General features: G+C 75.6%; 32 protein-coding genes and 2 pseudogenes. 14 read left to right on the forward strand and 20 right to left on the reverse strand.

Annotated elements, in window-relative coordinates; all coding sequences use genetic code 11:
* Positions 1-113 precede the first annotated feature (113 nt).
* The 3 genes and pseudogenes from KG103_RS01460 to KG103_RS01470 form a co-directional block, all read right to left on the reverse strand.
* Positions 114-374: a hypothetical protein gene (locus tag KG103_RS01460; RefSeq protein WP_207341959.1), complete on the reverse strand. Its 261-nt coding sequence runs from the start codon at positions 372-374 to the stop codon at positions 114-116.
* Between the two features lie 73 nt (positions 375-447).
* Positions 448-1,062, reverse strand: a pseudogene (locus KG103_RS01465) (winged helix-turn-helix transcriptional regulator); the annotation flags it as partial.
* A 5-nt stretch (positions 1,063-1,067) separates the two neighbouring features.
* A pseudogene (locus KG103_RS01470) lies at positions 1,068-1,367 on the reverse strand (VOC family protein); the annotation flags it as partial.
* A gap of 54 nt (positions 1,368-1,421) precedes the next feature.
* Between KG103_RS01470 and KG103_RS01475 the strand changes: the two are divergent.
* A complete protein-coding gene (locus KG103_RS01475) occupies positions 1,422-2,465 on the forward strand; it encodes a S66 family peptidase (protein ID WP_207341751.1) in 1,044 nt (347 codons plus the stop codon).
* A gap of 36 nt (positions 2,466-2,501) precedes the next feature.
* Here the strand turns inward: KG103_RS01475 and lgt are convergent, their stop codons facing one another.
* The 3 genes from lgt to KG103_RS01490 form a co-directional block, all read right to left on the reverse strand.
* A complete protein-coding gene (lgt, locus tag KG103_RS01480; protein WP_249670870.1) occupies positions 2,502-3,437 on the reverse strand; it encodes a prolipoprotein diacylglyceryl transferase in 936 nt (311 codons plus the stop codon).
* 114 nt (positions 3,438-3,551) lie between these two features.
* Positions 3,552-4,151, reverse strand: coding sequence for a histidine phosphatase family protein (locus tag KG103_RS01485; protein ID WP_207341753.1), 600 nt, complete (start codon positions 4,149-4,151; stop codon positions 3,552-3,554).
* A 4-nt stretch (positions 4,152-4,155) separates the two neighbouring features.
* Positions 4,156-5,373, reverse strand: a complete 1,218-nt coding sequence (locus KG103_RS01490) for a PEP/pyruvate-binding domain-containing protein (RefSeq protein ID WP_249670695.1) — start codon at positions 5,371-5,373, stop codon at positions 4,156-4,158.
* 50 nt (positions 5,374-5,423) lie between these two features.
* Here KG103_RS01490 and KG103_RS01495 point away from each other — a divergent pair, with 50 nt between their 5' ends.
* Entirely contained in the window at positions 5,424-5,819 is a 396-nt protein-coding gene (locus KG103_RS01495; protein ID WP_207341754.1) for a DNA-binding protein, read from the forward strand.
* Entirely contained in the window at positions 5,816-6,451 is a 636-nt protein-coding gene (locus KG103_RS01500) for a transcriptional regulator (RefSeq protein WP_207341755.1), read from the forward strand. The genes KG103_RS01495 and KG103_RS01500 overlap by 4 nt, the downstream gene beginning before the upstream one ends.
* A gap of 44 nt (positions 6,452-6,495) precedes the next feature.
* On the opposite strand, the gene KG103_RS01505 is transcribed toward KG103_RS01500, so the two are convergent.
* Genes KG103_RS01505 through KG103_RS01520 form a run of 4 tightly spaced genes read right to left on the reverse strand, consistent with a single transcriptional unit; the run spans position 6,496 to position 8,795 of the window.
* The gene (locus tag KG103_RS01505) at positions 6,496-7,263 is read right to left on the reverse strand and encodes an ABC transporter permease (RefSeq protein ID WP_207341756.1); all 768 of its coding nucleotides are present in this window, start codon (positions 7,261-7,263) and stop codon (positions 6,496-6,498) included.
* Complete coding sequence (locus KG103_RS01510; protein ID WP_307859657.1) at positions 7,260-8,060, reverse strand: ABC transporter ATP-binding protein; 801 nt, start codon at positions 8,058-8,060, stop codon at positions 7,260-7,262. Before KG103_RS01510 ends, KG103_RS01505 begins: the two co-directional genes overlap by 4 nt.
* Positions 8,057-8,425, reverse strand: a complete 369-nt coding sequence (locus tag KG103_RS01515; protein WP_207341757.1) for a DUF1048 domain-containing protein — start codon at positions 8,423-8,425, stop codon at positions 8,057-8,059. The genes KG103_RS01510 and KG103_RS01515 overlap by 4 nt, the downstream gene beginning before the upstream one ends.
* A 1-nt stretch (position 8,426) precedes the next feature.
* Positions 8,427-8,795: a PadR family transcriptional regulator gene (locus KG103_RS01520; protein WP_307860965.1), complete on the reverse strand. Its 369-nt coding sequence runs from the start codon at positions 8,793-8,795 to the stop codon at positions 8,427-8,429.
* A 166-nt stretch (positions 8,796-8,961) separates the two neighbouring features.
* Between KG103_RS01520 and KG103_RS01525 the strand changes: the two genes are divergently transcribed.
* The gene (locus KG103_RS01525; RefSeq protein WP_207341758.1) at positions 8,962-9,591 is read left to right on the forward strand and encodes a GNAT family N-acetyltransferase; all 630 of its coding nucleotides are present in this window, start codon (positions 8,962-8,964) and stop codon (positions 9,589-9,591) included.
* A 124-nt stretch (positions 9,592-9,715) separates the two neighbouring features.
* Here the strand turns inward: KG103_RS01525 and KG103_RS01535 are convergent, their stop codons facing one another.
* Entirely contained in the window at positions 9,716-10,297 is a 582-nt protein-coding gene (locus tag KG103_RS01535) for a dihydrofolate reductase family protein (RefSeq protein ID WP_207341759.1), read from the reverse strand.
* A gap of 109 nt (positions 10,298-10,406) precedes the next feature.
* On the opposite strand from KG103_RS01535, the gene KG103_RS01540 reads away from it, so the two are divergent.
* Positions 10,407-11,291 (forward strand): alpha/beta hydrolase, encoded by an 885-nt coding sequence (locus tag KG103_RS01540; RefSeq protein ID WP_207341760.1) that lies wholly within the window; start codon positions 10,407-10,409, stop codon positions 11,289-11,291.
* Positions 11,292-11,392: 101 nt separating this feature from the next.
* On the opposite strand, the gene KG103_RS01545 is transcribed toward KG103_RS01540, so the two are convergent.
* The 3 genes from KG103_RS01545 to KG103_RS01555 form a co-directional block, all read right to left on the reverse strand.
* A complete protein-coding gene (locus tag KG103_RS01545; RefSeq protein WP_207341761.1) occupies positions 11,393-11,881 on the reverse strand; it encodes a GNAT family N-acetyltransferase in 489 nt (162 codons plus the stop codon).
* An 86-nt stretch (positions 11,882-11,967) separates the two neighbouring features.
* Positions 11,968-12,426, reverse strand: a complete 459-nt coding sequence (locus KG103_RS19100) for a DUF1905 domain-containing protein (RefSeq protein WP_207341762.1) — start codon at positions 12,424-12,426, stop codon at positions 11,968-11,970.
* Positions 12,427-12,482: 56 nt separating this feature from the next.
* The gene (locus KG103_RS01555; protein WP_207341763.1) at positions 12,483-13,436 is read right to left on the reverse strand and encodes a hypothetical protein; all 954 of its coding nucleotides are present in this window, start codon (positions 13,434-13,436) and stop codon (positions 12,483-12,485) included.
* A gap of 265 nt (positions 13,437-13,701) precedes the next feature.
* Between KG103_RS01555 and KG103_RS01560 the strand changes: the two genes are divergently transcribed.
* The 3 genes from KG103_RS01560 to KG103_RS01570 all read left to right on the forward strand — a co-directional run bounded on the left by KG103_RS01560 (position 13,702) and on the right by KG103_RS01570 (position 15,653).
* Positions 13,702-14,100: a (R)-mandelonitrile lyase gene (locus KG103_RS01560; protein WP_207341764.1), complete on the forward strand. Its 399-nt coding sequence runs from the start codon at positions 13,702-13,704 to the stop codon at positions 14,098-14,100.
* Entirely contained in the window at positions 14,097-14,726 is a 630-nt protein-coding gene (locus KG103_RS01565; protein ID WP_207341765.1) for a hypothetical protein, read from the forward strand. The genes KG103_RS01560 and KG103_RS01565 overlap by 4 nt, the downstream gene beginning before the upstream one ends.
* An 81-nt stretch (positions 14,727-14,807) precedes the next feature.
* Positions 14,808-15,653 (forward strand): alpha/beta hydrolase, encoded by an 846-nt coding sequence (locus KG103_RS01570; RefSeq protein ID WP_207341766.1) that lies wholly within the window; start codon positions 14,808-14,810, stop codon positions 15,651-15,653.
* A gap of 3 nt (positions 15,654-15,656) precedes the next feature.
* On the opposite strand, the gene KG103_RS01575 is transcribed toward KG103_RS01570, so the two are convergent.
* Positions 15,657-15,953, reverse strand: a complete 297-nt coding sequence (locus KG103_RS01575) for an antibiotic biosynthesis monooxygenase family protein (protein WP_207341767.1) — start codon at positions 15,951-15,953, stop codon at positions 15,657-15,659.
* Between the two features lie 44 nt (positions 15,954-15,997).
* Between KG103_RS01575 and KG103_RS01580 the strand changes: the two genes are divergently transcribed.
* Together KG103_RS01580 and KG103_RS01585 are read left to right on the forward strand one after the other, a co-directional pair.
* Positions 15,998-16,441: a hypothetical protein gene (locus tag KG103_RS01580; protein ID WP_207341768.1), complete on the forward strand. Its 444-nt coding sequence runs from the start codon at positions 15,998-16,000 to the stop codon at positions 16,439-16,441.
* Positions 16,442-16,473: 32 nt separating this feature from the next.
* The gene (locus KG103_RS01585; RefSeq protein WP_207341769.1) at positions 16,474-16,971 is read left to right on the forward strand and encodes a GNAT family N-acetyltransferase; all 498 of its coding nucleotides are present in this window, start codon (positions 16,474-16,476) and stop codon (positions 16,969-16,971) included.
* A gap of 22 nt (positions 16,972-16,993) precedes the next feature.
* Here KG103_RS01585 and KG103_RS01590 read toward each other — a convergent pair whose 3' ends face one another.
* Entirely contained in the window at positions 16,994-17,674 is a 681-nt protein-coding gene (locus KG103_RS01590; RefSeq protein ID WP_207341770.1) for a histidine phosphatase family protein, read from the reverse strand.
* Positions 17,675-17,818: 144 nt separating this feature from the next.
* Here KG103_RS01590 and KG103_RS01595 point away from each other — a divergent pair, with 144 nt between their 5' ends.
* Genes KG103_RS01595 through KG103_RS01610 form a run of 4 tightly spaced genes read left to right on the forward strand, consistent with a single transcriptional unit; the run spans position 17,819 to position 21,554 of the window.
* The gene (locus KG103_RS01595; protein ID WP_207341771.1) at positions 17,819-18,781 is read left to right on the forward strand and encodes a CPBP family intramembrane glutamic endopeptidase; all 963 of its coding nucleotides are present in this window, start codon (positions 17,819-17,821) and stop codon (positions 18,779-18,781) included.
* Positions 18,782-18,786: 5 nt separating this feature from the next.
* Positions 18,787-20,070 carry a sensor histidine kinase gene (locus tag KG103_RS01600; RefSeq protein WP_207341772.1) on the forward strand — a complete coding sequence of 428 codons (1,284 nt, stop codon included), beginning with the start codon at positions 18,787-18,789 and terminating at the stop codon, positions 20,068-20,070.
* A complete protein-coding gene (locus KG103_RS01605) occupies positions 20,067-20,747 on the forward strand; it encodes a response regulator (protein WP_207341773.1) in 681 nt (226 codons plus the stop codon). Before KG103_RS01600 ends, KG103_RS01605 begins: the two co-directional genes overlap by 4 nt.
* A gap of 48 nt (positions 20,748-20,795) precedes the next feature.
* Complete coding sequence (locus tag KG103_RS01610) at positions 20,796-21,554, forward strand: ferritin-like domain-containing protein (protein ID WP_207341774.1); 759 nt, start codon at positions 20,796-20,798, stop codon at positions 21,552-21,554.
* Between the two features lie 57 nt (positions 21,555-21,611).
* Here KG103_RS01610 and KG103_RS01615 read toward each other — a convergent pair whose 3' ends face one another.
* The 4 genes from KG103_RS01615 to KG103_RS01630 all read right to left on the reverse strand — a co-directional run bounded on the left by KG103_RS01615 (position 21,612) and on the right by KG103_RS01630 (position 25,094).
* A complete protein-coding gene (locus KG103_RS01615) occupies positions 21,612-22,457 on the reverse strand; it encodes a DUF4253 domain-containing protein (protein WP_207341775.1) in 846 nt (281 codons plus the stop codon).
* Between the two features lie 107 nt (positions 22,458-22,564).
* A complete protein-coding gene (locus KG103_RS01620; protein WP_207341776.1) occupies positions 22,565-23,578 on the reverse strand; it encodes an SMP-30/gluconolactonase/LRE family protein in 1,014 nt (337 codons plus the stop codon).
* Positions 23,579-23,727: 149 nt separating this feature from the next.
* Entirely contained in the window at positions 23,728-24,519 is a 792-nt protein-coding gene (locus tag KG103_RS01625; protein ID WP_207341777.1) for an SRPBCC family protein, read from the reverse strand.
* Positions 24,516-25,094 carry an ArsR/SmtB family transcription factor gene (locus tag KG103_RS01630; RefSeq protein WP_207341778.1) on the reverse strand — a complete coding sequence of 193 codons (579 nt, stop codon included), beginning with the start codon at positions 25,092-25,094 and terminating at the stop codon, positions 24,516-24,518. The genes KG103_RS01625 and KG103_RS01630 overlap by 4 nt, the downstream gene beginning before the upstream one ends.
* Positions 25,095-25,174: the final 80 nt, after the last annotated feature.

Below are 25,174 nucleotides of genomic sequence, written 5' to 3' on the forward strand. Positions count from 1 at the left end.
GGTGGAGGCGCGCCGCGCCTTCGGGCGGTCCCGGACGACCCGATCCTCGGCACCGTCCCCCCGGAGGCGTGACGCCGGCGGGCCGGGCTTCGAGCCCGGCCCGCCGACGTCCGTCAGACGAACCGACGCCGTGCCACCCCGGCGAGCAGCGCACCGAGCCCGAACAGCGCGGCGGCAGCCACCCCGCGCCCGATGGAGCTCGCGCCCGCCCCGTCGGCCGCGGCGATGTCGATCGAGTACGCGGTGACGGACGCCGCGCCCTCGGGACCGCCGTACGCCATGGACTCGGTCGCGGCGCGGTCGGCACCGGCCTGGATGACGGCGTACTTGATGCCGTAGTCGGCGGCGGTGGCGGCGCCGGTCTCGACCAGCACCGACGTCCCCTCCTCGGAGAGTCGGCCCGCGCCGTCGACGAGCGCGGGGGCGCCGTCGGCGGCCGTGGTGAACGAAGCGGTCGAGGAGCGTACCGGGGCCGTGCAGCACCTCGACCGCGCCGGTGGCGACGGCGCGGTCCGGGCTGAGCTCGCCGGAGATGACCCGGTGGAGGCCGGGTCCGGCGGTGAACGCGAGGTCGACGGTCCCGTCGCCGGGCGTGACGTCGAGCGTTCCGCCGTCGACCCGGACGACGAGGCCGTCGGGACCCAGCCGCGCCGCGTAGGCCGTCGGCGGCAGGCCGACCGCCACCGCGGGGCGGAAGGCCGCGCGCAGCGTCATGGTGAGGGCGGCGGGGGTGAGGACCTGCTCGTCGCGCGGGTCGCCCAGGGCCTTGAAGCCCCAGGCGCCGAGCGCGAGCACCACCGGCTCGAGCTCGTGCCCGAACGGCGTGAGCTCGTACACGATGACGCGCGAGCGCGGCGCGCGCCGCAGGATGCCCGCCTCCTGCAGCTCCTTGAGGCGCGTCGCCAGGATGTTGGTGGGGATGCGCGGCAGCCCGGCGGCGAGCTCGCCGTAGCGGCGGGGGCCGACGAGCAGGTCGCGCACGATGAGCAGCGCCCACCGCTCGCCCACGAGCTCCAGGGCGCGCGTGATCCCGCAGTACTGCCCGTAGTCGCGTGCCGCCACAGGGCTCAGGCCTGCTGGCTCATGAAGGCCTCGGGTCCCTGCTCGGCCGCGGTCGGGTCCATCCAGCCGAACTCGAGGACGTTGCCGTCGGGGTCGGCGAGCTGGCGCTGGTACATGAAGCCGTAGTCGGCGGCCGGGCGCTCCTCCCGCCCGCCGGCGGCGGTCCCCAGGGCGATCGTCGCGTCGACGTCCTCGCGGCCGTCGAGGAAGATCGCGGTGGACACCGACACGGACTCGGCGGGGTTGCCGACCGGCCGGTCGGAGAACGTCTGGAAGAACTCCCGCGTGAGGATCATGAACGCGCTGGACAAGTAGGAAATCAAGGGGTCGGGCGGGTCGGTCTCTGGTTGGGTGGCGCGATGCCGACCCTCGTCACGCCGCCCAAGCTCGCCCCGGGTGACCGCGTCGCGGTCGTGTCCCCGTCGTTCGCCGCGCCCGGGTTCGCGCCCGCCGTGCACGAGCAGGCGATGCGCCGGCTGGTCGAGGCCACCGGTCTGGTGCCCGTCGAGTACCCGACGACCCGGCAGCTCGGGGCGTCCCCGCAGGAACGCGCGCGGGACCTGAACGCCGCGTTCGCGGACCCGACGATCCGGGCGGTGCTGGCGACGATCGGGGGCGAGGACCAGGTCCTCGTCGTGCCCCACCTCGACGCCGGCGCCGTCCGGGCGGATCCCAAGCCCTTCCTCGGCTACAGCGACAACACCAACCTGCTGAGCTGGCTGTGGCAGCAGGGCGTCGCCGGCTTCTACGGCGGCTCCACGCAGGTGCACCTGGGCCCCGGACCCGCGGTCGACGACGTCCACCTCGCCTCGCTGCGCGCGGCGCTGCTGACGGGGGAGACGCTCACGCTGACCGAGCCGGGTGAGTCCGAGGACCTCGGCCACGACTGGCTCGACCCCCGCGCCCTGACCGAGTACGGCGAGCGGGAGCCCACCGGGCCGTGGACGTGGGCGGGCCCGGCGCGCTCGGTCACCGGCCCCACCTGGGGCGGGTGCCTCGACGTCCTCGACTGGATCGCGATGGCCGACCGGTTCCCGCCCACCGCGGACCTGGAGGGCGCGATCCTGCTGCTGGAGACGAGCGAGGAGCTGCCCTCGGCGCCGACCGTGCAGCGCTGGGTGCGCTCGCTCGGTGAGCGCGGCATGCTGGCCGCCGTCGCCGGCGTGTGCGTCGCGCGCCCGCCCGTGACGGGCTTCGAGGTGCGGCTCGACGCCGACGAGCGTGCGCGCCGCAGGGCCGAGCAGCGCGACGCCGTCGTCGGGGAGGTCGCGCGGTACAACCCCGACGCCGTGGTGTGCGTGGGCGTGCCGTTCGGCCACACGCGGCCGCAGTGGATCGTCCCGTACGGCGGGCGGATGACCCTGGACGGTGCCGCGCGGACGGTGACCGCGTCGTACGCCTGACGTCCGGGGCGTCGTCCGTCTGAGGCGCGCGGGGGGTCAGGTGCCCGTCGTCGGCGGGACGCCCGGTCCGCTCGACGCGGCCTGCTGCCCGGACGCCTCATCTAGCTCCGTGGCGTCCTGCCCGTCCGACGCCGCGGGCTCGTGGCCGGGCAGCAGCACCGACGTCTCCGGCTCGGGGTGCCGGCGCCGCTGCACCACGATGAGCGTCACCCCGGTGACCACCGCGGCCAGGGCGCCCCACACGTTGGCGGGCAGGCCCAGCGGCGTGACGCTGGTCGGGTCGATGCGCAGCAGCTCGAGCCACACCCGGCCCGCGCCGTACCAGACCAGGTACGCGCCGAACGCGGTGCCCCAGCGCATCGCGACGCGCCGCTCCAGCAGCAGGATCACCGCGATCCCGAGCAGGTTCCACAGCATCTCGTAGAGGAACAGCGGGTGGAACAGCGTCCCGTCGGGCAGGCCCGGGGGGAAGGCGCCGTTGCTCGACGGGATCTCCAGGCCCCACGGCAGCGTGGTGGGGCTGCCGTACAGCTCGTGGTTGAACCAGTTGCCGAGCCGCCCGATCGCCTGCGCGAGCAGCATGGCCGGGGCCAGCGCGTCGGCGAACGACAGGAGCCGCACCCCGGCGCGGCGGCACCCGATGGCGGCGCCCACCGTCCCGCCGATGAGCGAGCCGAGGATCGCGATGCCGCCCTCCCACACGTAGAGCGCGCTCACGGGGTCGTCCACGTAGTTCCCGAGGTGCGTGACCACGTGGTAGATCCGGGCGCCGATGATGCCGAACGGCACGGCCCAGATCGCGATGTCGAGGACCGCCCCGGGGGGTCCGCCGCGCGCCGTCAGCCGCCGCGAGGTCAGCCAGACCGCCGCCGCGATGCCCGCCATCAGGCACAGCGCGTAGGTGTGGAACGTCAGGGGGCCGACGGAGATGCCCGACCAGGACAGGTCGGGGCTCGGGATCGACAGGGGCACCACTGCCGCGGCTGCTCGGTTCACGGGGATGAGCATCCACCGTCCGGGGCGTCGGGGGAAAGCCCGGGCGTCGTCCGCGCGCCGGACCCGGGCGGGGTGTGCCGCACGACGCGGTCAGACCCGCGGGTCACCGGGGAAGCCGGTCCACCGCAGCCCGGGTGGCAGGTGGCTCTGGTCGTTGAACGTCACGAGGGTCGGCGGCAGGTCGGGCCGGTACTCCAGGACGGTCAGGGCGGCGTTCGCGCTCTCGAGCCCGATCCAGCGGGCGTCGGGGGCGTCCAGTGCGTGCCTGACCAGCCACGCGACCTGGTAGGCGTGGGTCACCAGGACCTCGTGGACGTCGTCCGCGCCGGCCGGCGCGGCGGCGAACCGCTGGGCGAGGGCGTCGGCCGTGCGTCGCCCCGCGGCGGCCTCGGCGGTGTCGAACCCGTCGAAGAACCCCACCAGCGGGCGCGGCACGTCGGCCGGCGCCGGGACGTGCGGCACGTGGTCGACGAGCTCGTCGGCCGGTGCGACGGCCACCCCGGGCAGGTGCCGGGCGACCTCGTGGGCGCTCACGACGGCGCGCGGCAGCGGCGAGTGCCACACGGCCGTGACCGGGACGCGTGCGAGGCGCTCGCCCAGCAGTGCGGCCTGTCGGCGGCCGGTGGCGGTGAGGGTCCCCAGCGCGTCCGCCTCGCCGTGGCGGGCGACGTACAGGTGGCGGGTCGCCATGCGATCACGTCCTCGGGGTGCCAGGTGCGCCGACGGTGCCGGTGGTGCCGTCGACCTGCAGGGTCGAGCCGTCCGCCAGCGCGGTCGTCGCGTGCGCGACACCGAGGACGGCGGGGATCCCGCGCTCGCGGGCGACGATCGCGGCGTGCGACAGCACCCCGCCGGTCTCGGTGACGACGCCGGCGGCGAGGTGCAGCAGTGCCGTCCACGACGGGTCGGTCCACCGGCAGACCAGCACGTCACCGCGGCGGACGCGCGCGAAGTCGGCGGGCCCGTGCACCACGCGCGCCGGGCCGGTCGCGGTTCCGCGGCTGCCCGGTGTGCCCGTCAGCAGGTCCGTGGCGACGCCGTCCGGTGCGCCCCCGTCGAGGGCACGAGCGGCCGCGGCCGGGGCGTCCGTGGGCGGTTCGGACGTCACGGGCCGGGCCTGCAGCACCCACGCGGTGCCGTCGGCCACCGCCCACTCGACGTCCTGCGGCGCGCCGAGCAGGTCGGCGGCGCGTCGCCCCAGGTCGGCGAGCCGTACGGCGGTGGCGTCGTCCAGGGCCGGTCGCAGGCGGTCGCCGTCGGGGACGTCGCGCACGACGATCCGGGTGCCGACCCGGTCCGCACGGGTGCGCTTGTCCGCGACGGTCCGCGTGACGGTGCCGTCGCCCTGGACGCGGTGGGCGTCGGGGGTGACCGTGCCGCCGACGACCGTCGCGCCCAGCCCCCACGACGCCTCGATCAGGACGGTGCCGTCGTCGCGCGTGAACAGCACGCCCGCGATGTCGGCGTCGACCAGGCGCTGCACGAGCACACCCATGACGGGGTGGCCCGGGCCGGTGGTCGCGGCGCGGTAGGCGACCGCACCCGGTGCGTGCAGGGAGGTCCAGCAGGCGCGGACGGCGTCGACGACGTCGGCCACGTCACGCACACCGAGGACGGTGGCGTGCTGCCCGGCGGCCGACGCGTGCGTCCCGTCCTCGTGCCCCGCCGACGAGCGCACGGCCACGGGCACGTCGCCGAGCGCGTGCAGGGCGTCGGTCAGGGTGGCGTGGAGGTCCGGCGGCACGGGCCGGTCGCCGGGGGCGTCGCTTCCCCGGTGCGCCGCGACCGGGACGACGAACCCGTCCGGCACCGGCAGTCCTGCCCGCACCAGGTCCCCGAGCGCACCGGCCTTGCCGCCGCACGTCGGGCGGTCGGCGTCGGCGAGCGGGATGAGCACGGTGCACCCCCTCACGTCCTCAACGATCCGTTGACAACCGACTGTTGAGTGTGGACGATCGCCGCATGGAGCACAAGGACCGTCTCGCCGCCGCGGCGCGCGACGACCAGGCGCAGGCGCACCGCGAGCACGAGGCCCGTCGCCGGCTACGGGCTGCGGGCGCGGACGCGATCCGCGAGCAGCCCTGGCGGCCGGCACCGATGCCGCCGTCGGCCGTCGACCTCGTGCAGGACGCCGTGTGGCGCTCGGCCGACCTCGGCCCCGACGACCTGCTGGCCGCGCTGACCATGCTCCCCGCCGCGCGGGCCGAGGTCGACGGTCTCGAGGACGGGCTGCTGTTCGCCGCCCGCAGCGCCGGGCTCACCTGGGCGCAGATCGCCGACGCGATGGGGTTCAACTCACCGCAGGCGTGCCAGCAGCACCACGCCCGCCTCGCTGCCCGGCGCGGGACCGCGTCATGACCCGCACGTCGGCGCCCGACCTGCGGGTGCTGCACGCCGTGCGCGTCGCCGGCTTCGCGGAGGTCGGCGCTCTCGCCCGGCGTGCGGGCGTCGGCGCCGACGTGACCGAGGACCTGCTGCTCGACGCCGAGGCCCGTGGCTGGGTGACGCACGCGGCGTTCGCCGGCCTGGGCGGCTGGTCGCTCACCGCGGCCGGTCGCGCGGAGGGGGAGCGTCGCCTGGCGGCCGAGCTCACGGACGTCGACGGGTGGGACGAGGTCCGTGCGGTCCACCGCGACTTCCTGCCGCTGAACACCCGGCTGCAGGAGGCGTGCACCCGCTGGCAGCTGCGTCCGACGCCCGCCGACCCCCTGGCCCCGAACGACCACACCGACACCGCGTGGGACGCCGCGGTGCTCGACGACCTGGCGGCCGTCGAGCGCGGCCTGGTGCCGCTGGTCGCCCGGCTCGTCGGCGTCCTGCAGCGGTTCGCCGGCTACGACGAGCGGTTCGCGCGGGCGCGGCGCCGCGCCGCCGCCGGCGAGCCGGGCCGGGTCGACGGCACGGACGTCGACTCGTGCCATCGCGTGTGGTTCGAGCTGCACGAGGACCTCGTCGCGACGCTCGGGATCGAGCGCGGCGCGGCGAGCTGACCCGGTGCCGGGCGGCCCCCTCCGCCGCCCGGCCCGGCTACCCGTCAGCCGATCCGCCGCCGGTACGTCGCGACCGCCACCAGGTACGCCACGACGAGCACGCCGACCAGCCAGGCCAGCGCCACACCGATGTCCGAGCCCACGGGCTGCCCGGCCAGCAGCGCGCGGATCGTGTCGACGACCGCCGTCACCGGCTGGTGCTCGGCGAACCACGCCACCGGCCCCGGCATGGTGCCGGTCGGCACGAAGGCCGAGCTGATGAACGGCAGGAAGAGCAGCACGTAGCCGACGCCGCTCGCCCCGTCGGGGGAGGTGGCGGCGACGCCGGCGATCACCGCGATCCACGTGAGGGTGAGCGTGAACAGCGTCAGCATCCCCAGCACGGCGAGCCACGCGCCGACGGACGCCCCGGTGCGGAACCCGAGCAGCAGCGCGACGGCGACGACGACCGCGACCCCCGCGAGGTTGGCCACCAGCGAGGTGAGGACGTGCGCCCACAGCACGCTGGGCCGCGCGATCGGCATCGAGCGGAAGCGTTCGACGATGCCGCTGCTCACGTCGAGGAACAGCCGGTAGGAGGTGTAGGCGACACCGGACGCCACGGTGATGAGCAGGATGCCCGGCAGCACGTAGTCGAGGTACGACCCGCGCGTGCCCGTCTCGATGGCGCCGCCGAACACGTACGTGAACATCAGCATGATCGCGATCGGGGTGACGACGCTCGTGACGATCGTGTCCGGGCTGCGCAGGACGTGCCGCAGGGACCGGCCGGTGAGGGCGGCGGTGTCGGCGACCGCGTGGGTGGCGCTCATGACGGGTCCTCCTGGGTCGGGCCGTCGGTGGAGGTCGGGGCGACGAGCGCGAGGAACACGTCCTGGAGCGACGGCTGCTTCTCGACGTACTCGACGGTGGCGGGCGGCAGGAGCGTCCGGAGCTCGGCCAGCGTGCCGTCCTGGACGATCACGCCCTCGTGGAGGATCGCGATGCGGTCGGCGAGGTGCTCGGCCTCGTCGAGGTGCTGGGTGGTCAGCAACACGGAGGTGCCTGCGGCGGCGAGGCGCGTGATCGTCGCCCACACCTCGAGCCGGGCCTGTGGGTCCAGGCCTGTGGTCGGCTCGTCGAGGAAGATCACGGGAGGGTCCCCGACCAGGCTCATGGCGATGTCGAGCCGCCGCCGCATGCCGCCCGAGTACGTGCCGGCGCGGCGGCCGCCGGCGTCCGTGAGGCCGAACCGGGCGAGCAGGTCGTCGGCCACGGCGCCCGTGTCCGGCAGGTGGCGCAGCCGGGCGACGAGCGCCAGGTTCTCGCGGCCGGTGAGGATGTCGTCGACGCCCGTGAACTGACCGGTCAGGCTGATGGCGCCGCGCACCCGCGCGGCCTCGGCCACGACGTCGAAGCCGTGGACGACGGCCGTGCCGGCGTCGGGCCGCAGCAGCGTCGCGAGGATGCGCACGAGCGTCGTCTTGCCCGCGCCGTTGGACCCGAGGAGGGCGACGACGCTGCCGGGCATCACGTCGAGGTCGACGCCGCGCAGCACGTGGACGTCGCCGAACGACTTCTCGACGCCGCGCACCCGGACGGCCGGGGCGCGCACGGCTGCCGCGCTCACGGCTGCTCCCGGCGCTGGGCCTCGTCCATGGCGCGGACCAGGCGGGTGCGGGCCTTGTCGATCCAGCGCTCGCCGGTGTACGCCTCGGCGAAGCCCTCCACGAACTCGACGGGGTCCTCGCCGACGATCGCCCCCACGGGCCGCTCGTCGGCCGCGGCGCCCTCCCAGAGGTCCGCGAGGTCGCCGACCATCTGCACCAGGGCGTCGCCGTCCGTGAGGCCGCACGTCGCCATGAGGTACCGGTGCATGCCGGTGGCGGCGGTCCGGTACGGCTCGGGCAGGCCGTGCAGGCGCGCGACGTCCCGCCGGTACTGCTTCTTCTGCTCCCACGGCCCGGTCAGGGCCTCGATCCACCTGGCGACCATGTCAGCGCTCCCTGTCGGTGCTGTCGGTGCGTGCGGTGCTGTCGGTGCGTGCGGTGCGGAGCCGGTCGATCCGGCCGGCCAGCAGGTCCCAGGTCCGCCAGAACTCGGCGAGCTGGTCCCGGCCCGCCGCGTTCAGCGAGTAGACCTTGCGCGGCGGGCCCTTCTCGGACGGCACCTTCTCGACGTCCACGAACCCGCGCTGCTCGATGCGCACGAGCAGCGCGTAGACGGTGCCCTCCGCGATGTCGGTGAAGCCCTGCTCCCGCAGGTGCGCGGTGATCTCGTACCCGTAGGCGGGCCGGGTCTCGAGGAGTGTCAGGACGATGCCCTCGAGCGTGCCCTTGAGCATCTCCGTCAGCTGGTTGGCCACGGGTCGTCCCCACTCCTCGGTGTCACTGAGTACTGGAACAAAGTAACGCTAGGTACCGCTGCTTGGCAACACTAGGTACCGGCGCCCGGCGTCGCGCGAGGGGCCACGTGGCGGAACGGCCCCGGGGGGTGGAGAGTCGACGGACGGCGGCACACGGGGAGGCGCGGTGGACGTGCAGGTGGGCGAGGTGGCCCCGGGCGAGGTGCCGTCCTGTGCGCGCGTCATCGCCGCCGCGCTGCGCGACGACGCGGTCGTGCGCTCGCTGGTGCCTGGGGACCACGACCGCTTCGCACGGCTGACGTCCGTCTACGCGGCGGCCGTGCGGATGGCGCTGGCGGGCCGGGGCGTCGTCGACGTGGCACGGGACGGACCGGACGGCCCCGTCGTGGGCGTCGCGATGTGGGAGGGACCCGACCACTCGCCGGGCGGGTGGCCGCTGCTGCGCGAGCTGCCGGGCCTGGTGCGCGCCGTGGGTGTGCGGCGCCTGCCGGCCAGCGCCCGGGCGCTGCGCGCGTTCGCCGCGCTGCGCCCCCGCTACCCGCACTGGTTCCTCGCCGACGTCGCCACCGAGCCCACCGCCCGCGGTCACGGCGTCGGGTCCGCCCTGCTCGCGCACCGCCTCGCGCTCGTCGACACCACAGGGCTGCCGGCCTACCTGGAGTCCACGACCGCGGCCAGCCGCCGGTTGTACGAGCGGTTCGGGTTCCGCGCCACCGGGACCGTCCGGCTGCCCGGCGCCGCCGCGACGGCGATGGTGCGGCCCGCCGTGCGGGACGACGACGCCGTGGACCGCTGACGGCGCCCCGGGCCCGCCACGGTGGCGCGATGTCGACCCAGCAGCTCACGTTCACCGCGTCCATCGGCGTCGAGGTCAAGGGTGAGACGTGGAGCTGCGTCGCGATCCCCGGTTCCGCCGGCCGTCAGTGGGCCGTGGGCCGGTAGGTCAGCTCCTGCGTGCGCCCGTCGAGCACGCGGCTGTCGAGCAGCTCGAGGTCGAAGTCGCCCGCGCCGCCGAACACCGGCGCCGTCCCCGTCCTCCCGGTGATCACCGGGAAGATCGTCACCTGCACGCGGTCGACCAGGCCCGCGGCCATGAGCGCCCAGTTCAGCGACAGGCTGCCGTGCGAGCGCAGCGGCAGGTCGGACTCCTCCTTCAGCCGGGCGACGACCTCGACCGCGTCCCCGCGTGCGACCGTGACCTCGGGCCAGTCGACGGGCTCGTGCAGCGTCGAGGACACCACGGTCGCCGGCAGGTCCCGCATGCGCCCGGCCCACGAGTCGTGGATCCCCGAGTCGTCGGGGCTGTCCGCCCACATGGTCACGAACTCGCGCAGCGTGGTGGCCCCGAACACCATGCGCTGCTCGCCCTCGTAGAGCTCGTGGCGCCGGCGCAGCAGCTCCGGCCCCTGCTTGCCCCAGTACCCGCCCCAGTCGCCCGGCGGCCCGTAGGAGCCGTAGCCGTCGAGGCTCGCGAAGACGTCGAAGGTGTAGGCGGCGGTCATGGGGGTCCTCTCGCAGGGCTTCCGGGGTGTCGTTGTCCCGACCGGCGGGAGCGGTCCGACTCATCGGGTGGCAACCTGGGAGTGATGGGGTCGAGGGCCAGGGGGCGACATGTCGAAGGACCAGCTCATCGCGCTCGAGCGCGAGCTGCGCGGGTTTCCCGCGCCGTCGGGGACGCTCGCCGAGCGGCGCGCCGGCTTCGAGATGTTCTCCACCCGCCCGCCCGATCCGGGCGTCACCGTCACCGAGGTCACGCTCGGGGGCGTCCCCGCGCTGCTGGTCGAGCCGTCGACCACCACGGTCGGCACGGTGCTGCACCTGCACGGCGGCGGCTACGCCCTCGGGTCCGCGCGCTCCGGCGTGGCGCTGGCGTCGGCCCTCGCGCACCGGGCCGGTGCGAGCGCCCACTCGCTCGGCTACCGGCTCGCGCCGGAGCACCCGTTCCCGGCGGCGGTCGAGGACGGGCTCGCCGCGTACCGAGGGCTGCTCGACGCCGGGTACGCGCCGGACCGGGTCGCCCTGACCGGCGAGTCCTCCGGTGGGGGCCTCGCGCTCGCGGTGCTCCTCGCCGCCCGGGACGCCGACCTGCCGCAGCCCGCCGCGGTCGTGCTGATGTCGCCCTGGGTCGACCTGACCCTGTCGGGGGAGAGCCTGCGCACCCACGAGGCGGTGGACCCGATGAACAGCGCCGCCGGCCTCGCCGAGAACGCGGCCCGGTACCTGGACGGCGCCGACCCCGCCGACCCCGCCGCGAGCCCGCTGCTGGCGGACCTGCACGGGCTGCCCCCGCTGCTGGTCCAGGTGGGCGCGCACGACGTGCTCCTCGACGACGCCACCCGGCTGGCCGCCCGTGCCGCCGCGGCGGACGTGGACGTGACGCTCGAGGCCGTCGCCGGGGCGCCTCACGTCTTCCAGAACTTCGAGGGGCGCATCGACGAGGCGGACCGCGCGCTGGACCGGGCGGGCCGGTTCCTGGCCGAGCACCTGGCGCGCTGAGCGGGCGGGACGGGACGAGTCCCGGGCCGGGGCGTGGCGTCGGCAGCGGACGGCGGGGGACAGAGCGCGCGGTCCGGCGTGCGGCGGGGCAGCGGCGTCGCTCAGGTCCGGGCGACCCGCCCCGGGGCCATGTCGTACGTGACCCACGGGGTCGCCGTGGCGTGACGGTCGTACAGGGCCCGGGCTCGCGTGTTGTCCTGCGCGGTGATCCACCGCACGACCGTGTCGCCCCGCTGGGCCGCGAGGTCGCCCGCCGCGCGCAGCAGGGCCGAGCCGGCGCCGCTGCGTCGCGCGTCCGGGTCGACGAAGAGGTCGTCGAGGTACAGGCCCGTCGTGCCGGTCGACGGCCGGGCGAACGCGCGCAGGTTCGCCAGCCCCAGCAGGGCGCCGTCCGCCCCGACCGCGACCAGACCGGTCATGCCGTGCTGCTCGCCCACGACCCACCCCCATGTGGTGGCGATGGCGTGGTCGTCGTCGGGCAGCTCGTAGAAGGCGCGGTACGCGCGGAACAGCCGTGTCCAGGCAGCGTGGTCACCCGCGGCGACGCGGCGCACGGTCGGTCCGGACGGCACGGTTCCCACGGTCGTCATGGGCGGAAGCGTGACGGTACGTGGGGGTTCCTCGGGCGACCTGCTCGGCATCCGGACGTGCGGCGCGCACCGGTCCCGGGCACCGGTCAGGGCTGCGCCGGTGGACCGTCCGTGGTCGGGGTCCGGGCCGCGGGGTCGTAGTAGTCGTCGTCGTCCGCCGGGTCGTTGCGCCGGGGGCGGGCGGCCGGCTGTGCGGGGGGTGACGGTCCGTCGGGTGGTCGCGCGTCGAGGGCGTCGTCGGCGTCGTCCGGGCCGTCGGGGTCGCCCACCACGACGACCACGTCGACGTCGTCACCGAGCTCCACGCCCTCGGCGCGCCGGGCGGCGACCTTGACCGGCACCATGAAGCCGCCGTCCTTGGGGAAGATCGACGTGGTGAACGTCGTCGCGCCCAGCGTGACCGTCGCGGGGATGCAGCCCCAGCCGTACGTGACGCGCGAGGCGATCGCCCGCAGGCGTGCGGCCTCGGGGTCGGGGAGCGCGACGAAGTGGTACGGCGCGGGTCCGCGCCACCAGATCACCTCACCGCCGAACCGCAGCTCCACCCGGCGAGCATGGCAGCAGGCGCCGACAGTCGCGCAGGCTCACCGACCGGGCCGCCTCACCCCGCTCGTGCGGCGGCGACGACGGACTCGATCGCCGACCCCGCCGGGACGACGATCGTCGCGACGGCGGCGCCGAGCGTAAGCTCCACCTGCGTGGCGTCCGCGTACAGCGGGTGCGGGGTCAGCGCGACGGTGTCCAGCCGGCTGAGCGGCAGCACGAGCCGCGACGCGGAGTGCTGCGGCGTCTGCCCGCGCGTGACCCAGGTGCTGCGGCCGAGCACCTCGACGGCCGACCCGTCGCCCGCGACGACCGCCCCTTCCACGGTGGCCGGGGACAGCACGTGCGCGGCCAGCCGCACGAGGCCGAGCGCCCCGGTGGGCCGGACCGTCAGCCGGCGCCGCCCGTGGCACGCCCACGGCACCAGGCCGGGGTTCGCGCGGACCGCCGCGGTGACGTCGGCGACCAGGGCGAGGTCCTCGGGGCCCGGGTCGAGCGGGCACGGTGCGGCGGCGCGCCCCGCGGCGTCCAGGGCGCGCCCGACCGCGGTCGGCGCGCCGACGACCGCTCCCGCGCGCAGCACGTCGACCAGCCGCGTGACCTGCGTGCGCGCCGACCCGTTGAACCGCACCGTCAGCGCGGCGCCGTCGTCGGTGCGGACCGTCAGCCGCCCATCGAGCAGGTCGACGGACTCCTGGACCACGACGACGCGCGTCAGCGGCACCGTGCGCACGTCGTACCCGGCCGGGACCGCGGGAACGCCGCGGCGCGCCCGCTCCGCCGCGCGTCGGCTGAGCACCGTCAGGGTCGTCGCGTCCACGACCAGCAGGTGGTCGTACAGGTCCATGTCGGCGGTCGCGTCGCGCCGGGCGATGTTGCGGGGGACCTTGAGGACGAGCCGCGCGGCGTCGAGGTCGAGCGGGTGGTCGCGGTAGAGGCGCGGGACGTCGTCGGGGGTCGTGACCTCGTCGATCCACGGGCCGAACCGGTCGTACTCGGTGGTGGCGGTCATCCGGCTCCCCGGTCCTGGGCGCGGCGCGCCGACGGCCCGGCACGCGGGGTGCGGCACCCCCGTGGTGCGCGCAGCGCGACCCTACTCCCGGCCACCTCGGCCGGGTGCCGGGACGTTGCACCGGCCGCGCCGGGTGACGTCGCGGTGGCGACAGCGGGACCGCGCCCGGTGGCCCGGCACCGCGCGCGGGCACGCCCCCGGCGTCCGACACTGGCAGCGGACGCCCGACGACGGACGCCCTCACCCGCCCGCCAACGAGGATCACATGAAGATCACGCGCAGCGGCGGCCGGTCCGTCCCCGGCCCCGAGGACTGGTTCACCGGCACCGTCTGGATCGACGGCGTCCGGAACCCCGACGGTCCCGGGTCGGCCGGCTGCGGGCACGTGCGGTTCGCGCCCGGCGCCCGCACGGCGTGGCACCGCCACCCGCGCGGGCAGACGCTCTACGTCACCGACGGCATCGGCCGGGTCGCCCGCCGCGGCGGCCCGGTCGAGGAGATCCTCCCGGGGGACGTCGTGCACATCGACCCGGACGAGGAGCACTGGCACGGCGCGAGCCCCGACCGCTTCATGGCGCACGTCGCGCTCCAGCAGGCCGACGACCACGGCGAGGTCGTCACCTGGCTGGAGCACGTCACCGACGCGGACTACCGCGGGTCGTGACCGGCGCCGTCGACCGGTACGAGGGGCACATCCTCGGCCTGGCCACCGCGGACGGGCGTCGCGTCGTCGTGGGCCGGTGGCTGCGCTCGCCGTGGGGGCGGTTCGCGGACGTCATGACGCAGGACGCGCGCGGCCGCCGCACGCTGCTCGCACCGTCCGACGCGGTCGCCGACGAGGTCACCGCGACGTACGTCGTCGACGAGGTCGTCGTCACACCGGTCCGCGTGACGTGCGACCCGGCCACCCGACGCTGGCACGTCACCTCCGGCCCGCTGACCGCGGACGTCACGCTGGGCGGGCGGACCGCGCTCGGGGCGCTGCTCACCGCCCTGCCCCGGCCCGTCACGCGCTCGCGGGCGTTCGCCGCCGCGGTCGACCCGGTCGCGTCGCGGCTGGTCCCGGGGGTGCGGACCGTCGGCAGCGCCGGGCAGGGGCGCCGCGAGTGGTACGGCGCCACCGGGCAGCACCGGGTCGTCGACGTCGACGCGACCTGGGACGGCGTGCCGTGCGGACCGCTGCTGCCGGACGTGCCGCCCGTCGAGCTCGGCTTCTCGTCCGTGCCGCACCGCCCGACCGTCACCGCGGTCCGGACGACGATCGCGCTCGGGGGCGAGGGTCGCGCCTGAGGCGCAGGCCCCGCGGTCCGAGGTCGACGTGCGGCGTCATCGCCGGTGACGTCCGACGTGCCCCTGGCCTAGCGTGCGCGCATGGCCACCGTCGTCCCGTACCGCCCCCTGCCGCTCGACCTCACGGACGTGCGGTACGCGCACGGTCCCGACTCGGAGCGTCGCCCGGAGGTGCCGGCCGGGAAGACGGTGGAGCTGCAGTGGGACACCAGCAGGGTCTACCCCGGCACGACGCGCCGGGTCCGGGTCCACGTCCCCGCGCACGACGGCCCCCCGCCGCCGGCGGGGGTGATGGTGTTCAACGACGGCGGGCTGTACCTCGACCCCGACGGGGACGTCCGCGGCGGCGTCGTCCTCGACAACCTGGTGCACGCCGGCGACGTCCCGTACACGCTCGGCGTGTTCGTCGACCCCGGCGTCGTCGTCGGCAGCCCGCAGCCGAAGAACCGCAACGTCGAGTACGACGCGTTCGACGACCGCTACGCGACCTTCCTGCTCGACGAGATCCTCCCGCTGGTCACCACGCGGTACGACGTCACCGACGACCCCGAGCGGTGGGGCGTGTGCGGGGGCAGCAGCGGCGGCGACGCGGCTTTCACGGTGGCCTGGATGCGCCCCGACCGGTTCCGGCGGGCCGTGTGCTTCCTGTCGAGCTTCGCGCAGATGCCCGGCGGCAACCCGTACCCCGAGCTGCTGGCGAGCACCCCGCGCAAGCCCTTGCGGGTCTTCCTCCAGGCCGGGCACCGCGACCTCAACCACGACGCGCCCACGCGGAACTGGCTGGCCGAGAACCTGCGTGTCGGCGCCGCCCTGGCCGAGGCCGGGTACGACCACCGCCTCGTCCTCGGGGACGGTGGGCACAGCACCAACCACGGCGGCGTGCTGCTGCCCGACGCGCTGCGCTGGGCTCTGGGCCCGCGCGCGTGACGCTCAGGCGGTGAGCACCTGCTCGTAGTGCTCGACCACCGGGAACGGGTCGTAGAAGTGGTGCAGCAGCCGGCGCCACTCCTGGTACCCGGCCGAGCCGCGGAACCCCACGGTGTGGTCCTCCAGCGACCGCCACGTGACGAGCAGCAGGTAGGTGCCCGGTCGCTCCACGCAGCGCGACAGCGTCAGGCCCTCGAACCCCGGCGTGCCGGCGATGATCGCCCGGGCACGCCCGAAGGCGTCCTCGAACTGCGCCTCACGGCCGGGGACGACGGACAGCAGCGCGTGCTCGAGGACCATGCGGCGATCGTGGCAGAGGAAGCCCGGGCGGCTACGGTGCGCCCATGAGCAACCTGAACGAGGTCGGCGAGCGGGACGCGTGGCGCTGCTGGCTGTGCGACCAGCCGGTGGACCCCGACGCGTCGGTGAACTCCGACCTGGGGCCCAGCGTGGACGCGGGCGTCGCCCCCAAGGCGAAGAAGGGTGCGGCCGCTCCCGAGCGGCTGGCGCACCGGGCGTGCAACACCCGCAAGGGTGCGGTCAAGCCGGTGGTCCCGTGGTCGCCCGACCTGTTCGTCGTCGACCCCGCGCCCATCGCGGAGACGGTGGAGCGGCTGCGACGCAAGGGCGGGCGGGAGGTCGTGGCGCGCTGCCCCGGCCGGGCCGACGCGGACGCTGCCGCCGAGTGGCTGGTCGACCGGCTGTCGCGGTTCGCCCCCGACCTGCCGGTCACGACGCAGGTCGAGCCCGGCGGCGGGCAGTTCCTGCTGTCGGTGCGGACCCGCTGACACCGTCACCCGGGCGGCCGTAGCCTGCCCGCATGACGCACCCCGGGATGCTGCTCCGCCGTGCGGTGCCGGCCGACGCCGAGCGCGCCGGCACCGTCCACTTCACGTCGTGGGTCGAGACGTTCACCGGGCTCGCCTCACCCGAGTTCTGGGCCCGCGCGTCGCAGGAGCGCAGCGTCGCCATCTGGCGGCGGCTCCTCGACGACGGGCTCGACGCGACGCTGGCCGAGGTCGACGGTGAGGTCGTCGGGCTCGCGATCGTGGGTGAGGCGACGGCGCGGCACGGGCACGAGCCGGTCCGCGAGCGCGAGCTGTCCAACCTCTACGTGCTGGCGGCGCACCACGGCACGGGCGTCGGGCAGGCGCTGCTCGACGCGGTGCTGCCCCCGGCGGAGCCCGCCCAGCTCTGGGCTGCGCGCGGCAACCCGCGGGCCGTGCGGTTCTACGAGCGCAACGGGTTCGCCGCCGACGGTGCGACCGACGACGGGTCGTCGTTCGGCGGGATCGAGGCGGTGCGTCTGGTGCGGTGAGGTACGGCGTCCCTCGGCGTCGTCAGACCGTCAGGTGCGCCACGTCCCCGACCGTGACCACCGCGCGGTTGTGGAAGAACCCGTCCTCCCGCAGCGTCGTGATGCTGCCGGACGGGACGGGGAACGCGACGTGCCCGGCGGCCTCGACCGGCATGCCGATCCACGCCGCGACGACGAGGGTCGCGGTGAACCCGTGGGTCACGACGACGAGCTCGTCGACGTCCCGCGCGAGCAGGTCCGTCATCGCGCCGTAGACGCGCAGCGCCACGTCGAGCCGCGTCTGCGCGCCGGGCACGCCCGGGTGGTGCCGCAGCCGGTCGCCCACGGCAGGCGCCGGGGTGTACCGCGCGTCGAGCCACGCCTGCGGGCGGCCCTCGGCGTCGCCGTAGGAGATCTCGCGCAGGCGGGCGTCCGCCTCCGGTGCGGCGCCCAGCGCGGCCGCCACGACCTGCGCCGTCCGCCACGTGCGGCGCAGGTCCGACGACACGACGGCGACGCTCGACGCGCCGACGCGCTCGCGCAGCACGGCCGCGATCGCCGCCGCCTGGTGCTCGCCGCGCGGCGTGAGGTCCGAGTCGTGCTGCCCGCCGACCAGCCCGTCGACGTGGTGCGTCGCCTCCGGGTGCGTCACGACGCTGACGGTGCGCACCCGCGGCGGGACGACGCCGGGCACGGGCGGTGCGGGGAGAGTCGCGGAGTCCACGCGCGCACCCTCCCACGCGCCGCCACGCCCGCCTCCATCCTTCGATGCAACCGCCCCGGTTCGTCCCTGCGCCCGGCGCGGCAGCACCCCCCGGATTCCTAGCGTCGAGTCATGTCGCACCGACCCCGACGAAAGGGAACTCCGATGAGCGTCCTCACCCCACCGGCACCCCCGCAGCAGCGGGGCGGCCTGCCCGGTCTGATCCGCCGCCGCCCGCTGCTGTCGTTCGTCGTCCTCGCGCTGGGACTCAGCTGGATCGCGTGGATCCCCTTCATCCTGTCGAACCACGGCCTCGGTGTCTGGGACTTCACGTTCCCCGGCGACGAGGGCGGCCAGCTGCTCGGCATGCTGCCCGGCGCCTACCTCGGGCCCATCGGCTCGGCCCTGCTGGTCACCGCGGTCGCGGACGGCCGCGCCGGGCTGCGGGCGTGGGTGGGGCGGCTGTGGCGGTGGCGCGTCAACTGGCGCTGGTACGTCGGCATCCTGCTGGGTGTCCCGACCGCGATGGTGCTGTCCGGGCTGGTCTTCTCCGGCGGGCAGATGCAGGCGCCGGCCATGCTCGCGATCGTCGCGCTCGTGCCCGGGCTGCTCATCCAGATGGTCACCACGGGCCTGGCCGAGGAGCCGGGCTGGCGTGACTTCGCGCTGCCCCGGGCGCAGCGTCGGTTCGGGCCGGTGGTCGCGGCGCTGCTCATCGGGCTCCTGTGGGGCGTGTGGCACCTGCCGCTGCACCTCACGTCGTGGGCCGGGTGGCCCGAGATGCCGTGGTCGCGGCCGCTGGAGTTCATCGCCTTCTGCATCGTGTTCAACATCGTCATGACGTGGGTGTTCAACCGCACCGGCCAGAGCCTGCCGATGGCGATGCTGCTGCACGTGAGCATCAACAACACCGCGTCGACCGTGTGGGAGAGCATGTTCCCCGGCATGGACCGTGACACGTTCCAGCGTGCGCTCATCCTCGCGGCCACCGTCGCGGCGGTCGTCGTGCTGGTCCGCAGCCGCGGCCGACTGGGCTGGACGTCGCACGAGGAGGCGCCTGCCGTCACGGTCGAGCAGGCGCACGGCGCGGGGACCGACCGCCGGCTGGCACCGACCCCTCTATCGTGACGACCGTGACCGAGTCTCCTGCTCAGCACCACCGCCGGCCGACGGACGTCGTGCCGGCGGTGGTCTGGGTGCTCTCGGTCGGTCTGCTGGCCGCCTCCGTGGTCGTCAGCGAGGCCGACCCGGAGGCCGCGCTCGTCCTCCCGGGCTTCGGCGACGCCGCGTGGTGGTGGTCGGCCGTGGTGCTGACCCTGCAGGCCGTGGCGCTCGCCGTGTGGTCGTCGGGGCGGCCGCGTGCCGCGCTCCTCGCGGTCGCCGCGGGGGTGCCCGCGGGATTCGTCCTCGGTGACGCCATGGGTGTCCTCCTCCTGGCGGTGATGGTCGCGACGTACCGGGCGGTGCTCGCGCGGCCCGCCGGGCGTCTTGCCACCACCCTCGTGGCGGCCGCTGCCCTGGTGGCCGGAGGGGTCGCCGCGGCCACCGCCCGCAACGGCGCCGAGGGGTGGACCGTGGTCGTGGCCGGCCTGCTGCAGGCCCTGGCGGCCGTGGGCCTGCCACTCGTGCTCGCGAGCGTCGTCGGGTCCCGCCGTGACGCGGTCGACGCGCTCGCCCGCACCGCGCAGGCGCAGCACCGCGAGCGCGACGCGCTCGTCCAGGTGGCCGTCGAGCGGGAGCGCACGGCGATGGCCCGCGAGCTGCACGACATCGCCGCGCACCACCTGTCGGGGATCGCCGTGATGACCGGGGCGATCGGGCGGCAGATCGACGTCGACCCCGAGGGGGCGAAGGTCGCGGTCGCGCAGGTGCGCGAGCAGAGCACCGCGATGCTGCGGGACCTGCGCAACCTCGTCGTGCTGCTGCGTGACGTGGACGTGCCCGTCGAGCCCGGCGGCCCGGTGCGGATGGAGACGCTCGCCGGGATCGGCGACCTGGTGGCGGGGGCGCAGGCGGCGGGGGCGGACGTGTCGCTGGAGACGGTGGGGCCCGTCGCGGACGTCGCCGCGTCGGGGGGTGTCGGGCCGCTGGCGCAGCTCGCGGCGTACCGCGTGGTGCAGGAGGCGCTCGCCAACGCGGCCCGGCACGCGCCCGGTGCGCCGTGCTCGGTGCGCCTGGACGCCCAGGAGGAGGGGCGCCTGGAGGTCGTGGTGCGCAACCGTCCGCCCGTCGGCGGTGCGGCGCGCGGGCCTCACGACCCCGGTTACGGTCTGGTCGGCATGCAGGAGCGTGCCGAGCTGACGGGGGCGACCCTGCGGTTCGGCCCGACGCTCGAGGGTGGGTGGCAGGTCGTCCTGTCGGTCCCCGTGGGCGGACCGGCTCCCGGGCCGACGACGAGCGAGGGGCAGGGTCGATGACGGAGACCGGGACCGTGCGGGTGGTCGTCGCGGACGACCAGCCGCTGGTGCGCATGGGGCTGTCCACCGTCCTGGCGACCGAGCCGGGCATCGAGGTGGTCGGGCAGGCCGCCGACGGCGGGGAGGCGATCGCGCTGGCGCGCGAGCTGCGGCCGGACGTGGTCTGCATGGACATCCGCATGCCCGGCACCGACGGCATCACCGCGACGCGCGCGCTGTGCGGCCCGGACGTCGACGACCCGATCCCGGTGCTGGTGCTGACGACGTTCGACGTCGACGAGTACCTGTTCGGCGCGCTGGAGGCCGGCGCGTCGGGGTTCCTGCTCAAGGACGCCGAGCCGGTGACGCTCGTCGAGGCCGTCCGCTCGGTGGCCGCCGGTCACGGCATGCTCGCCAACGCGCTGACCCGCCGGGTGCTGCGGGAGGTCGTCACGCGCCGGCGCACGCAGCCCGTCACGGCGGCGCGGGCCAGCGAGCTGCTGACCCCGCGCGAGCTCGACATCGTGCTGCTGCTGGCGCAGGGCATGTCGAACGAGGAGATCGCGCGCGAGCTCTACCTCGAGGTCTCGACGGTGAAGTCGCACCTGGCGCGCGTCATGCCGAAGCTGGGCGTGAAGTCGCGGCTGCAGGCCGTGGTGTGGGCGTACCAGAACGGGATCGTCGAGATCGGCGGATGACGTCAGCCGAGGACGTCGGCGGCGACCCGCGGTCGCTACGGTCGCGCCATGTCCTTCGATGCCTGGCTGACGTACTACCGGCGCAACCCCGAGCGTCAGGCGCGGCTCGAGGCGGCGATCGACTGGTCCGAGCCGACGCCGCTGACCGGCCCGGAACGCGCCGCCATCGCCCGCTCCCTGCAGCGGTTCGAGCTCGGGGAGTCCGGCGACGGCGCGGTGCTCCTGGCCAAGGCCGAGCGCGCCGGGGACCCGACGTACCTCGCGGCGCTCGAGCTGTTCGTGGCCGAGGAGCAGCGGCACTCCGCGCTCTTCGGGCAGGCGCTGGCGCACCTGGGGTGGCCTCCGCTCACGTCGCACTGGTCCGACGCGGCGTTCACCGCGCTGCGCCGGGCCCTCGGGCTGCGCACCGAGGTCGCCCTGTTCCTCGTCGCCGAGGCCGTGGCCCTGCACTACTTCACCGCGCTGCGCGACGGCTGCCGGGACCCGCAGGTCGCGCGCATGGCGGTGCGCATCCTGGCGGACGAGGAGGAGCACGTCCGGTTCCAGGTGCACCGGCTCCACGACGGCCTCGCGGACCTGCCCGCGCCCGCGCGGTGGGGCGTGCGGGCGCTGTGGTGGCCCGTCGCCCTCGGCGCCGCGGTGGTCGTCACGGTCGACCACCGTGCGGCGCTGCGGGCGTGCGGCGTCCGGCCCGCGACGTTCCTGGGGCGGGCGCTGCGCAGCTTCGCCGAGGCGTCGCACCTGGCCCTCACGCCGGGGCCGAGCCCGGTCGACGGACCGGCGAGCACCGAGCACGTCCGGCCGTGACGACGCGGCCGGGGTGCCCGTCCGTGCTGCCGGGCGTCGGCGCCGGGCCGTGAGCCGTCAGTCCCACCAGAAGGACCAGGCCTCCGCGCCGGCGTGCTCCCGGGCGAGCGTCTGCAGGTCGCCGACGCCCTGGTCGACCAGGTCGGGGCAGTAGTCGTACTGCTCACGCGCGACGGCCAGCGCCTCGCCGGGGGTCGTGGGTGGGCGGTGCACGAGCACCTCGAGCACCTGGCCGTCGCTCAGGGCGACGAGCTCGGCCCCGAAGCGCTCCTGCCAGTCCCGCAGGACGACGCCGTGGTCCACCGGCTCCAGGTCGTAGTTCACGCCCCCCTCCCAGCCCAGGACCACCGGCACCTGCCACCCGTGGGCGGCGGGGACGAGCGCGACGAGGCCGTCCTCCTCGGTGACCGAGAAGCGTGGCGGGTGGCGTCGGACGACGTCGGGCTCGTCGTCCGCGTCGTCCTGGTCGTCGTCCTCGGCGCCGCCGAAGCGCGCGGCCCGCTCCACGCGCAGGGCCTGCAGCTCGCGGAGGGTCATCGCGGTGGCACGCCGCACCTGCGCGGCGTCGTCGTAGTCCCCCCGGGTCTCGGGGGTCAGCGCCGCGGCGAGGTCGCCGAGGTCGGGGCCCAGCAGGACGGGCCACAGGCCGGTGGACCCGTGGTCGGCGCGCAGCCGGTGCCACCACGGCAGCAGGTCCGCCGCCGGCGCGTGGAAACCGCGGACCTCGACGCCCGACGGCGTGACGCCGAGGACGTGCGTCGTCGGCGCGGCGCCGGAGGTGGGCGTCGGCGGTGCCGGGCGAACCGCCGGTGAGGCTGCCGGCCCCGGCGGCGCCGCTGCCGGCTGCGTCGTACTGCCCTGCCCGCCGCCGAAGAACCTGCTCCACCACGCCATGCGGGTCATCGCACCACACCGCCGCAGGGCGCGGGCAGGTTCCGGCCGACGGCCGGCTCCGCCGCGCAGAACCCACCCGATCGGGTGCAGCGCCGCGGACGGAGCCGGCCGACGCGTCAGGGCAGCGGGATCCGCGACACCGTGAACGGCCCCGGCGTCCCCCCGCCGCCGAACCGGATCTCGAACTGGCTGTTGACCACCAGCAGGCTGCGCCCGGCGCGGGCGATGGTCGTCGGGTCGTCGAACGAGGGGTCCGTCGTGCGGGAGACCACGGTCCCGGAGGCGAGGTCCCGGCTCAGCCTGACCTCGACGACGGACTGCGGCGGCCCGGCCGTCCACTCGGCCGCGTACAGCGTGCGGCCGTCCAGCAGCAGGCCGTCGCCGGCCACCGAGGCGCCCCCGAGGTCGACGCGCACCACGCTGCCGTCCTTCAGCCCGACGCGGAACAGCTCGCCCGTCCGCGGCTTCGACACCACCGCGTACCGCCCGTCGCGCGAGACGACGATCCCGTTGGCGTTGATGTCCTGGTCGTACGTGAAGACGGTGCCCTCGAACGAGACGACCGGCTCCAGCAGCTCGGTGCCCGTCGTCTTGCGGTCGCGGGCGTCGATCCGGTAGAGCACCGGACGCGACGAGTCGGTGACGTAGACGTCGCCGCGGGGCCCGACGGCGATGTCGTTGAGGAACGCCGGGGTGCCGTCCTGCACGACCTGCCACGACCCCGTGAGCTCGCGGGTCCGCAGGTCGTACGCCCAGACGAGCCCCGTGGGGCCGCCGGCGACGAACAGCGTGCGGCCGTCGACCTTCAGCCCGGCCGCCACCACGCGGCCGTCCTCGCCGCCCGGCAGGAAGGGCACGGCGGTGGGCTGGTCGAGACGACCGCGGTAGATCGTCCCGTCGGTGGTGCTGCTGACGTAGAACTCGTTCCCCCGGGCGGCGATGCCCTCGGGGTAGATGTCGTCGGCCGCCGGGCCCACCGGGTCCAGCAGGTACGTCGTCGGCAGGTCGGGGCGGTGCCGCTCCTGCGTCTGCACGTCCTGCACCCGCGTCTCCTGCGCGGCGGCCGGGACGGCGGTGAGGAGGGTGAGGGCCACGACGGTGGCCAGGGTGGTCGTCAGGCTGGAGCGCATCGGTGGACCCCTTCGACGGGGGCGTCCGGCCCACCGGGCGCGGGCCCCCGCCGACACCCCTGGGTGCACCGTGACGATCGGGACGAGTCGGCGCGCTGCCCACTGTAGGGACCGCGTCGCCGCGCGTGCCAGGAGACCGCGCGGGCGTCTCACGCCGGGACGCTCAGCCCCTGCAGCCAGTCACGCCACGCCGGCTCCTCGCGCTGCACGTACGCGGCGGCGTCGGGCGAGAAGAGGTGCGCGCGCACGGACGCGTTCGTCGTGCCCTCGCCGGCGTCGTGCACGCCGACGCTCAGCACGCCGGGCACCGGGCCCGTGAGCCGGACGACCGCGTGCCGCGGGCCGACGCTCTCGACGGTCCCGGTCGCCCCGCGCACGTCGAGCGTCGACCCGACGTCGCCGAGCCCGAGCGCGCCGCGCAGCGCCGCCCACACCGTCGGCTCGTCGCCGGGGTGGACGGCGTCGGCCTCGAGCTGCGTGGCCTCCTGGCCCGCGAAGTGCGCGAGGTACAGGCGCAGGACGTCGAACGAGGGCCTCCAGCTCGCGCCCATGTCCTGCCACCAGTCCTGCTCCCAGTCCGCGCCGATGCCGAAGCCGCTGGTGGTCACGCGCACGACGCACGTCCCGCCGGAGCGTGCCTCGACGACGAACTGCGACGTCATGGGGCTCAGGTCGTCCGGGTCCTTGCCCATGAGGCCGGCCCAGTCCTCCTCGTAGACGAGGCGGTGCGGCGGCTCCCAGGCGGTGACGTGGCCGTCGGAGCCCATGTCCCTGCCCATCGCGAAGTGCAGGGTGCCGCCCTCGTGCTCCTCGATGCGGGTCGGCAGGAACCAGGAGCTCAGGCCACGGGCGGTCGCGATGGCCTGCCAGACCTGCTCGGGGGTCCCGAGGACCTCGACGTCGAACTCCAGGCGGTACGGGACGTGCGGTGCGGTGGTCATGCGTCCTCCTCGGGCAGCGGGTGCGCGGCGACGACGAGCCGGTGCGGGCGCCCGTCGTCGTGGTGGTAGCGCGCGGCCAGGTCGAGCACCGCGGCGGTGAGGTCGTCCGCGAAGGCCGCACGGTCGGCAGCGGAGCGGAACCCGATCTGCGTGTCGATGGTCAGCGTGGGGACGCGTGCCCCCGACGTCCCGGCCCGGCGCACCAGCGCGCCGACCTCCCGCACCAGCCGGCCGGCCAGTGCGACGAGGTACCCGGCGGACTGCCGGTCGGACGTGGCGTCCGGCTGGGCGGCCGACGCGCTGACGGCCGCGGGGGAGACGACGTACCGCGCGGCGGACGCCCGCAGCACGCGCTCCGTGATGCCGCCGTGGCGGCGCTCCTCGGCCAGCTCCACCAGGCCGTGCGCCTCGAGCGCCTTGAGGTGGTAGTTGACCTTCTGGCGGGGGATGCCGACGCGGGCGGCCAGCCCGGCGGCCGACGCGGGCTCGGTCAGCTCGCCGAGCAGCCGTGACCGGACCGGGTCCAGCGCCACGGCGGCGGTGTCCGCGTCCTCGATGACCTCGACGTCCTGCATGGGTCCAGAGAACCCTTGACAAGAATATTTGTCAAGGGCGGGGAGGTCGGCGCGGTGCGGCAGCGAACAAAGCTCCGGGC

It is taken from the genome of Cellulomonas wangleii (assembly GCF_018388445.1).
GTDB classification, from domain to species: domain Bacteria; phylum Actinomycetota; class Actinomycetes; order Actinomycetales; family Cellulomonadaceae; genus Cellulomonas; species Cellulomonas wangleii.

Bases quoted from the DNA above. Each gene is read 5' to 3' on its own strand.
- KG103_RS01475 (WP_207341751.1), top strand. From the start codon at position 1,422: ATGCCGACCCTCGTCACGCCGCCCAAGCTCGCCCCGGGTGACCGCGTC.
- KG103_RS01485 (WP_207341753.1), bottom strand. From the start codon at position 4,151: ATGGCGACCCGCCACCTGTACGTCGCCCGCCACGGCGAGGCGGACGCG.
- KG103_RS01495 (WP_207341754.1), top strand. From the start codon at position 5,424: ATGGAGCACAAGGACCGTCTCGCCGCCGCGGCGCGCGACGACCAGGCG.
- KG103_RS01500 (WP_207341755.1), top strand. From the start codon at position 5,816: ATGACCCGCACGTCGGCGCCCGACCTGCGGGTGCTGCACGCCGTGCGC.
- KG103_RS01505 (WP_207341756.1), bottom strand. From the start codon at position 7,263: ATGAGCGCCACCCACGCGGTCGCCGACACCGCCGCCCTCACCGGCCGG.
- KG103_RS01515 (WP_207341757.1), bottom strand. From the start codon at position 8,425: ATGGTCGCCAGGTGGATCGAGGCCCTGACCGGGCCGTGGGAGCAGAAG.
- KG103_RS01535 (WP_207341759.1), bottom strand. From the start codon at position 10,297: ATGACCGCCGCCTACACCTTCGACGTCTTCGCGAGCCTCGACGGCTAC.
- KG103_RS01540 (WP_207341760.1), top strand. From the start codon at position 10,407: ATGTCGAAGGACCAGCTCATCGCGCTCGAGCGCGAGCTGCGCGGGTTT.
- KG103_RS01545 (WP_207341761.1), bottom strand. From the start codon at position 11,881: ATGACGACCGTGGGAACCGTGCCGTCCGGACCGACCGTGCGCCGCGTC.
- KG103_RS01555 (WP_207341763.1), bottom strand. From the start codon at position 13,436: ATGACCGCCACCACCGAGTACGACCGGTTCGGCCCGTGGATCGACGAG.
- KG103_RS01560 (WP_207341764.1), top strand. From the start codon at position 13,702: ATGAAGATCACGCGCAGCGGCGGCCGGTCCGTCCCCGGCCCCGAGGAC.
- KG103_RS01570 (WP_207341766.1), top strand. From the start codon at position 14,808: ATGGCCACCGTCGTCCCGTACCGCCCCCTGCCGCTCGACCTCACGGAC.
- KG103_RS01575 (WP_207341767.1), bottom strand. From the start codon at position 15,953: ATGGTCCTCGAGCACGCGCTGCTGTCCGTCGTCCCCGGCCGTGAGGCG.
- KG103_RS01580 (WP_207341768.1), top strand. From the start codon at position 15,998: ATGAGCAACCTGAACGAGGTCGGCGAGCGGGACGCGTGGCGCTGCTGG.
- KG103_RS01585 (WP_207341769.1), top strand. From the start codon at position 16,474: ATGACGCACCCCGGGATGCTGCTCCGCCGTGCGGTGCCGGCCGACGCC.
- KG103_RS01595 (WP_207341771.1), top strand. From the start codon at position 17,819: ATGAGCGTCCTCACCCCACCGGCACCCCCGCAGCAGCGGGGCGGCCTG.
- KG103_RS01605 (WP_207341773.1), top strand. From the start codon at position 20,067: ATGACGGAGACCGGGACCGTGCGGGTGGTCGTCGCGGACGACCAGCCG.
- KG103_RS01610 (WP_207341774.1), top strand. From the start codon at position 20,796: ATGTCCTTCGATGCCTGGCTGACGTACTACCGGCGCAACCCCGAGCGT.
- KG103_RS01615 (WP_207341775.1), bottom strand. From the start codon at position 22,457: ATGACCCGCATGGCGTGGTGGAGCAGGTTCTTCGGCGGCGGGCAGGGC.
- KG103_RS01620 (WP_207341776.1), bottom strand. From the start codon at position 23,578: ATGCGCTCCAGCCTGACGACCACCCTGGCCACCGTCGTGGCCCTCACC.
- KG103_RS01625 (WP_207341777.1), bottom strand. From the start codon at position 24,519: ATGACCACCGCACCGCACGTCCCGTACCGCCTGGAGTTCGACGTCGAG.
- KG103_RS01630 (WP_207341778.1), bottom strand. From the start codon at position 25,094: ATGCAGGACGTCGAGGTCATCGAGGACGCGGACACCGCCGCCGTGGCG.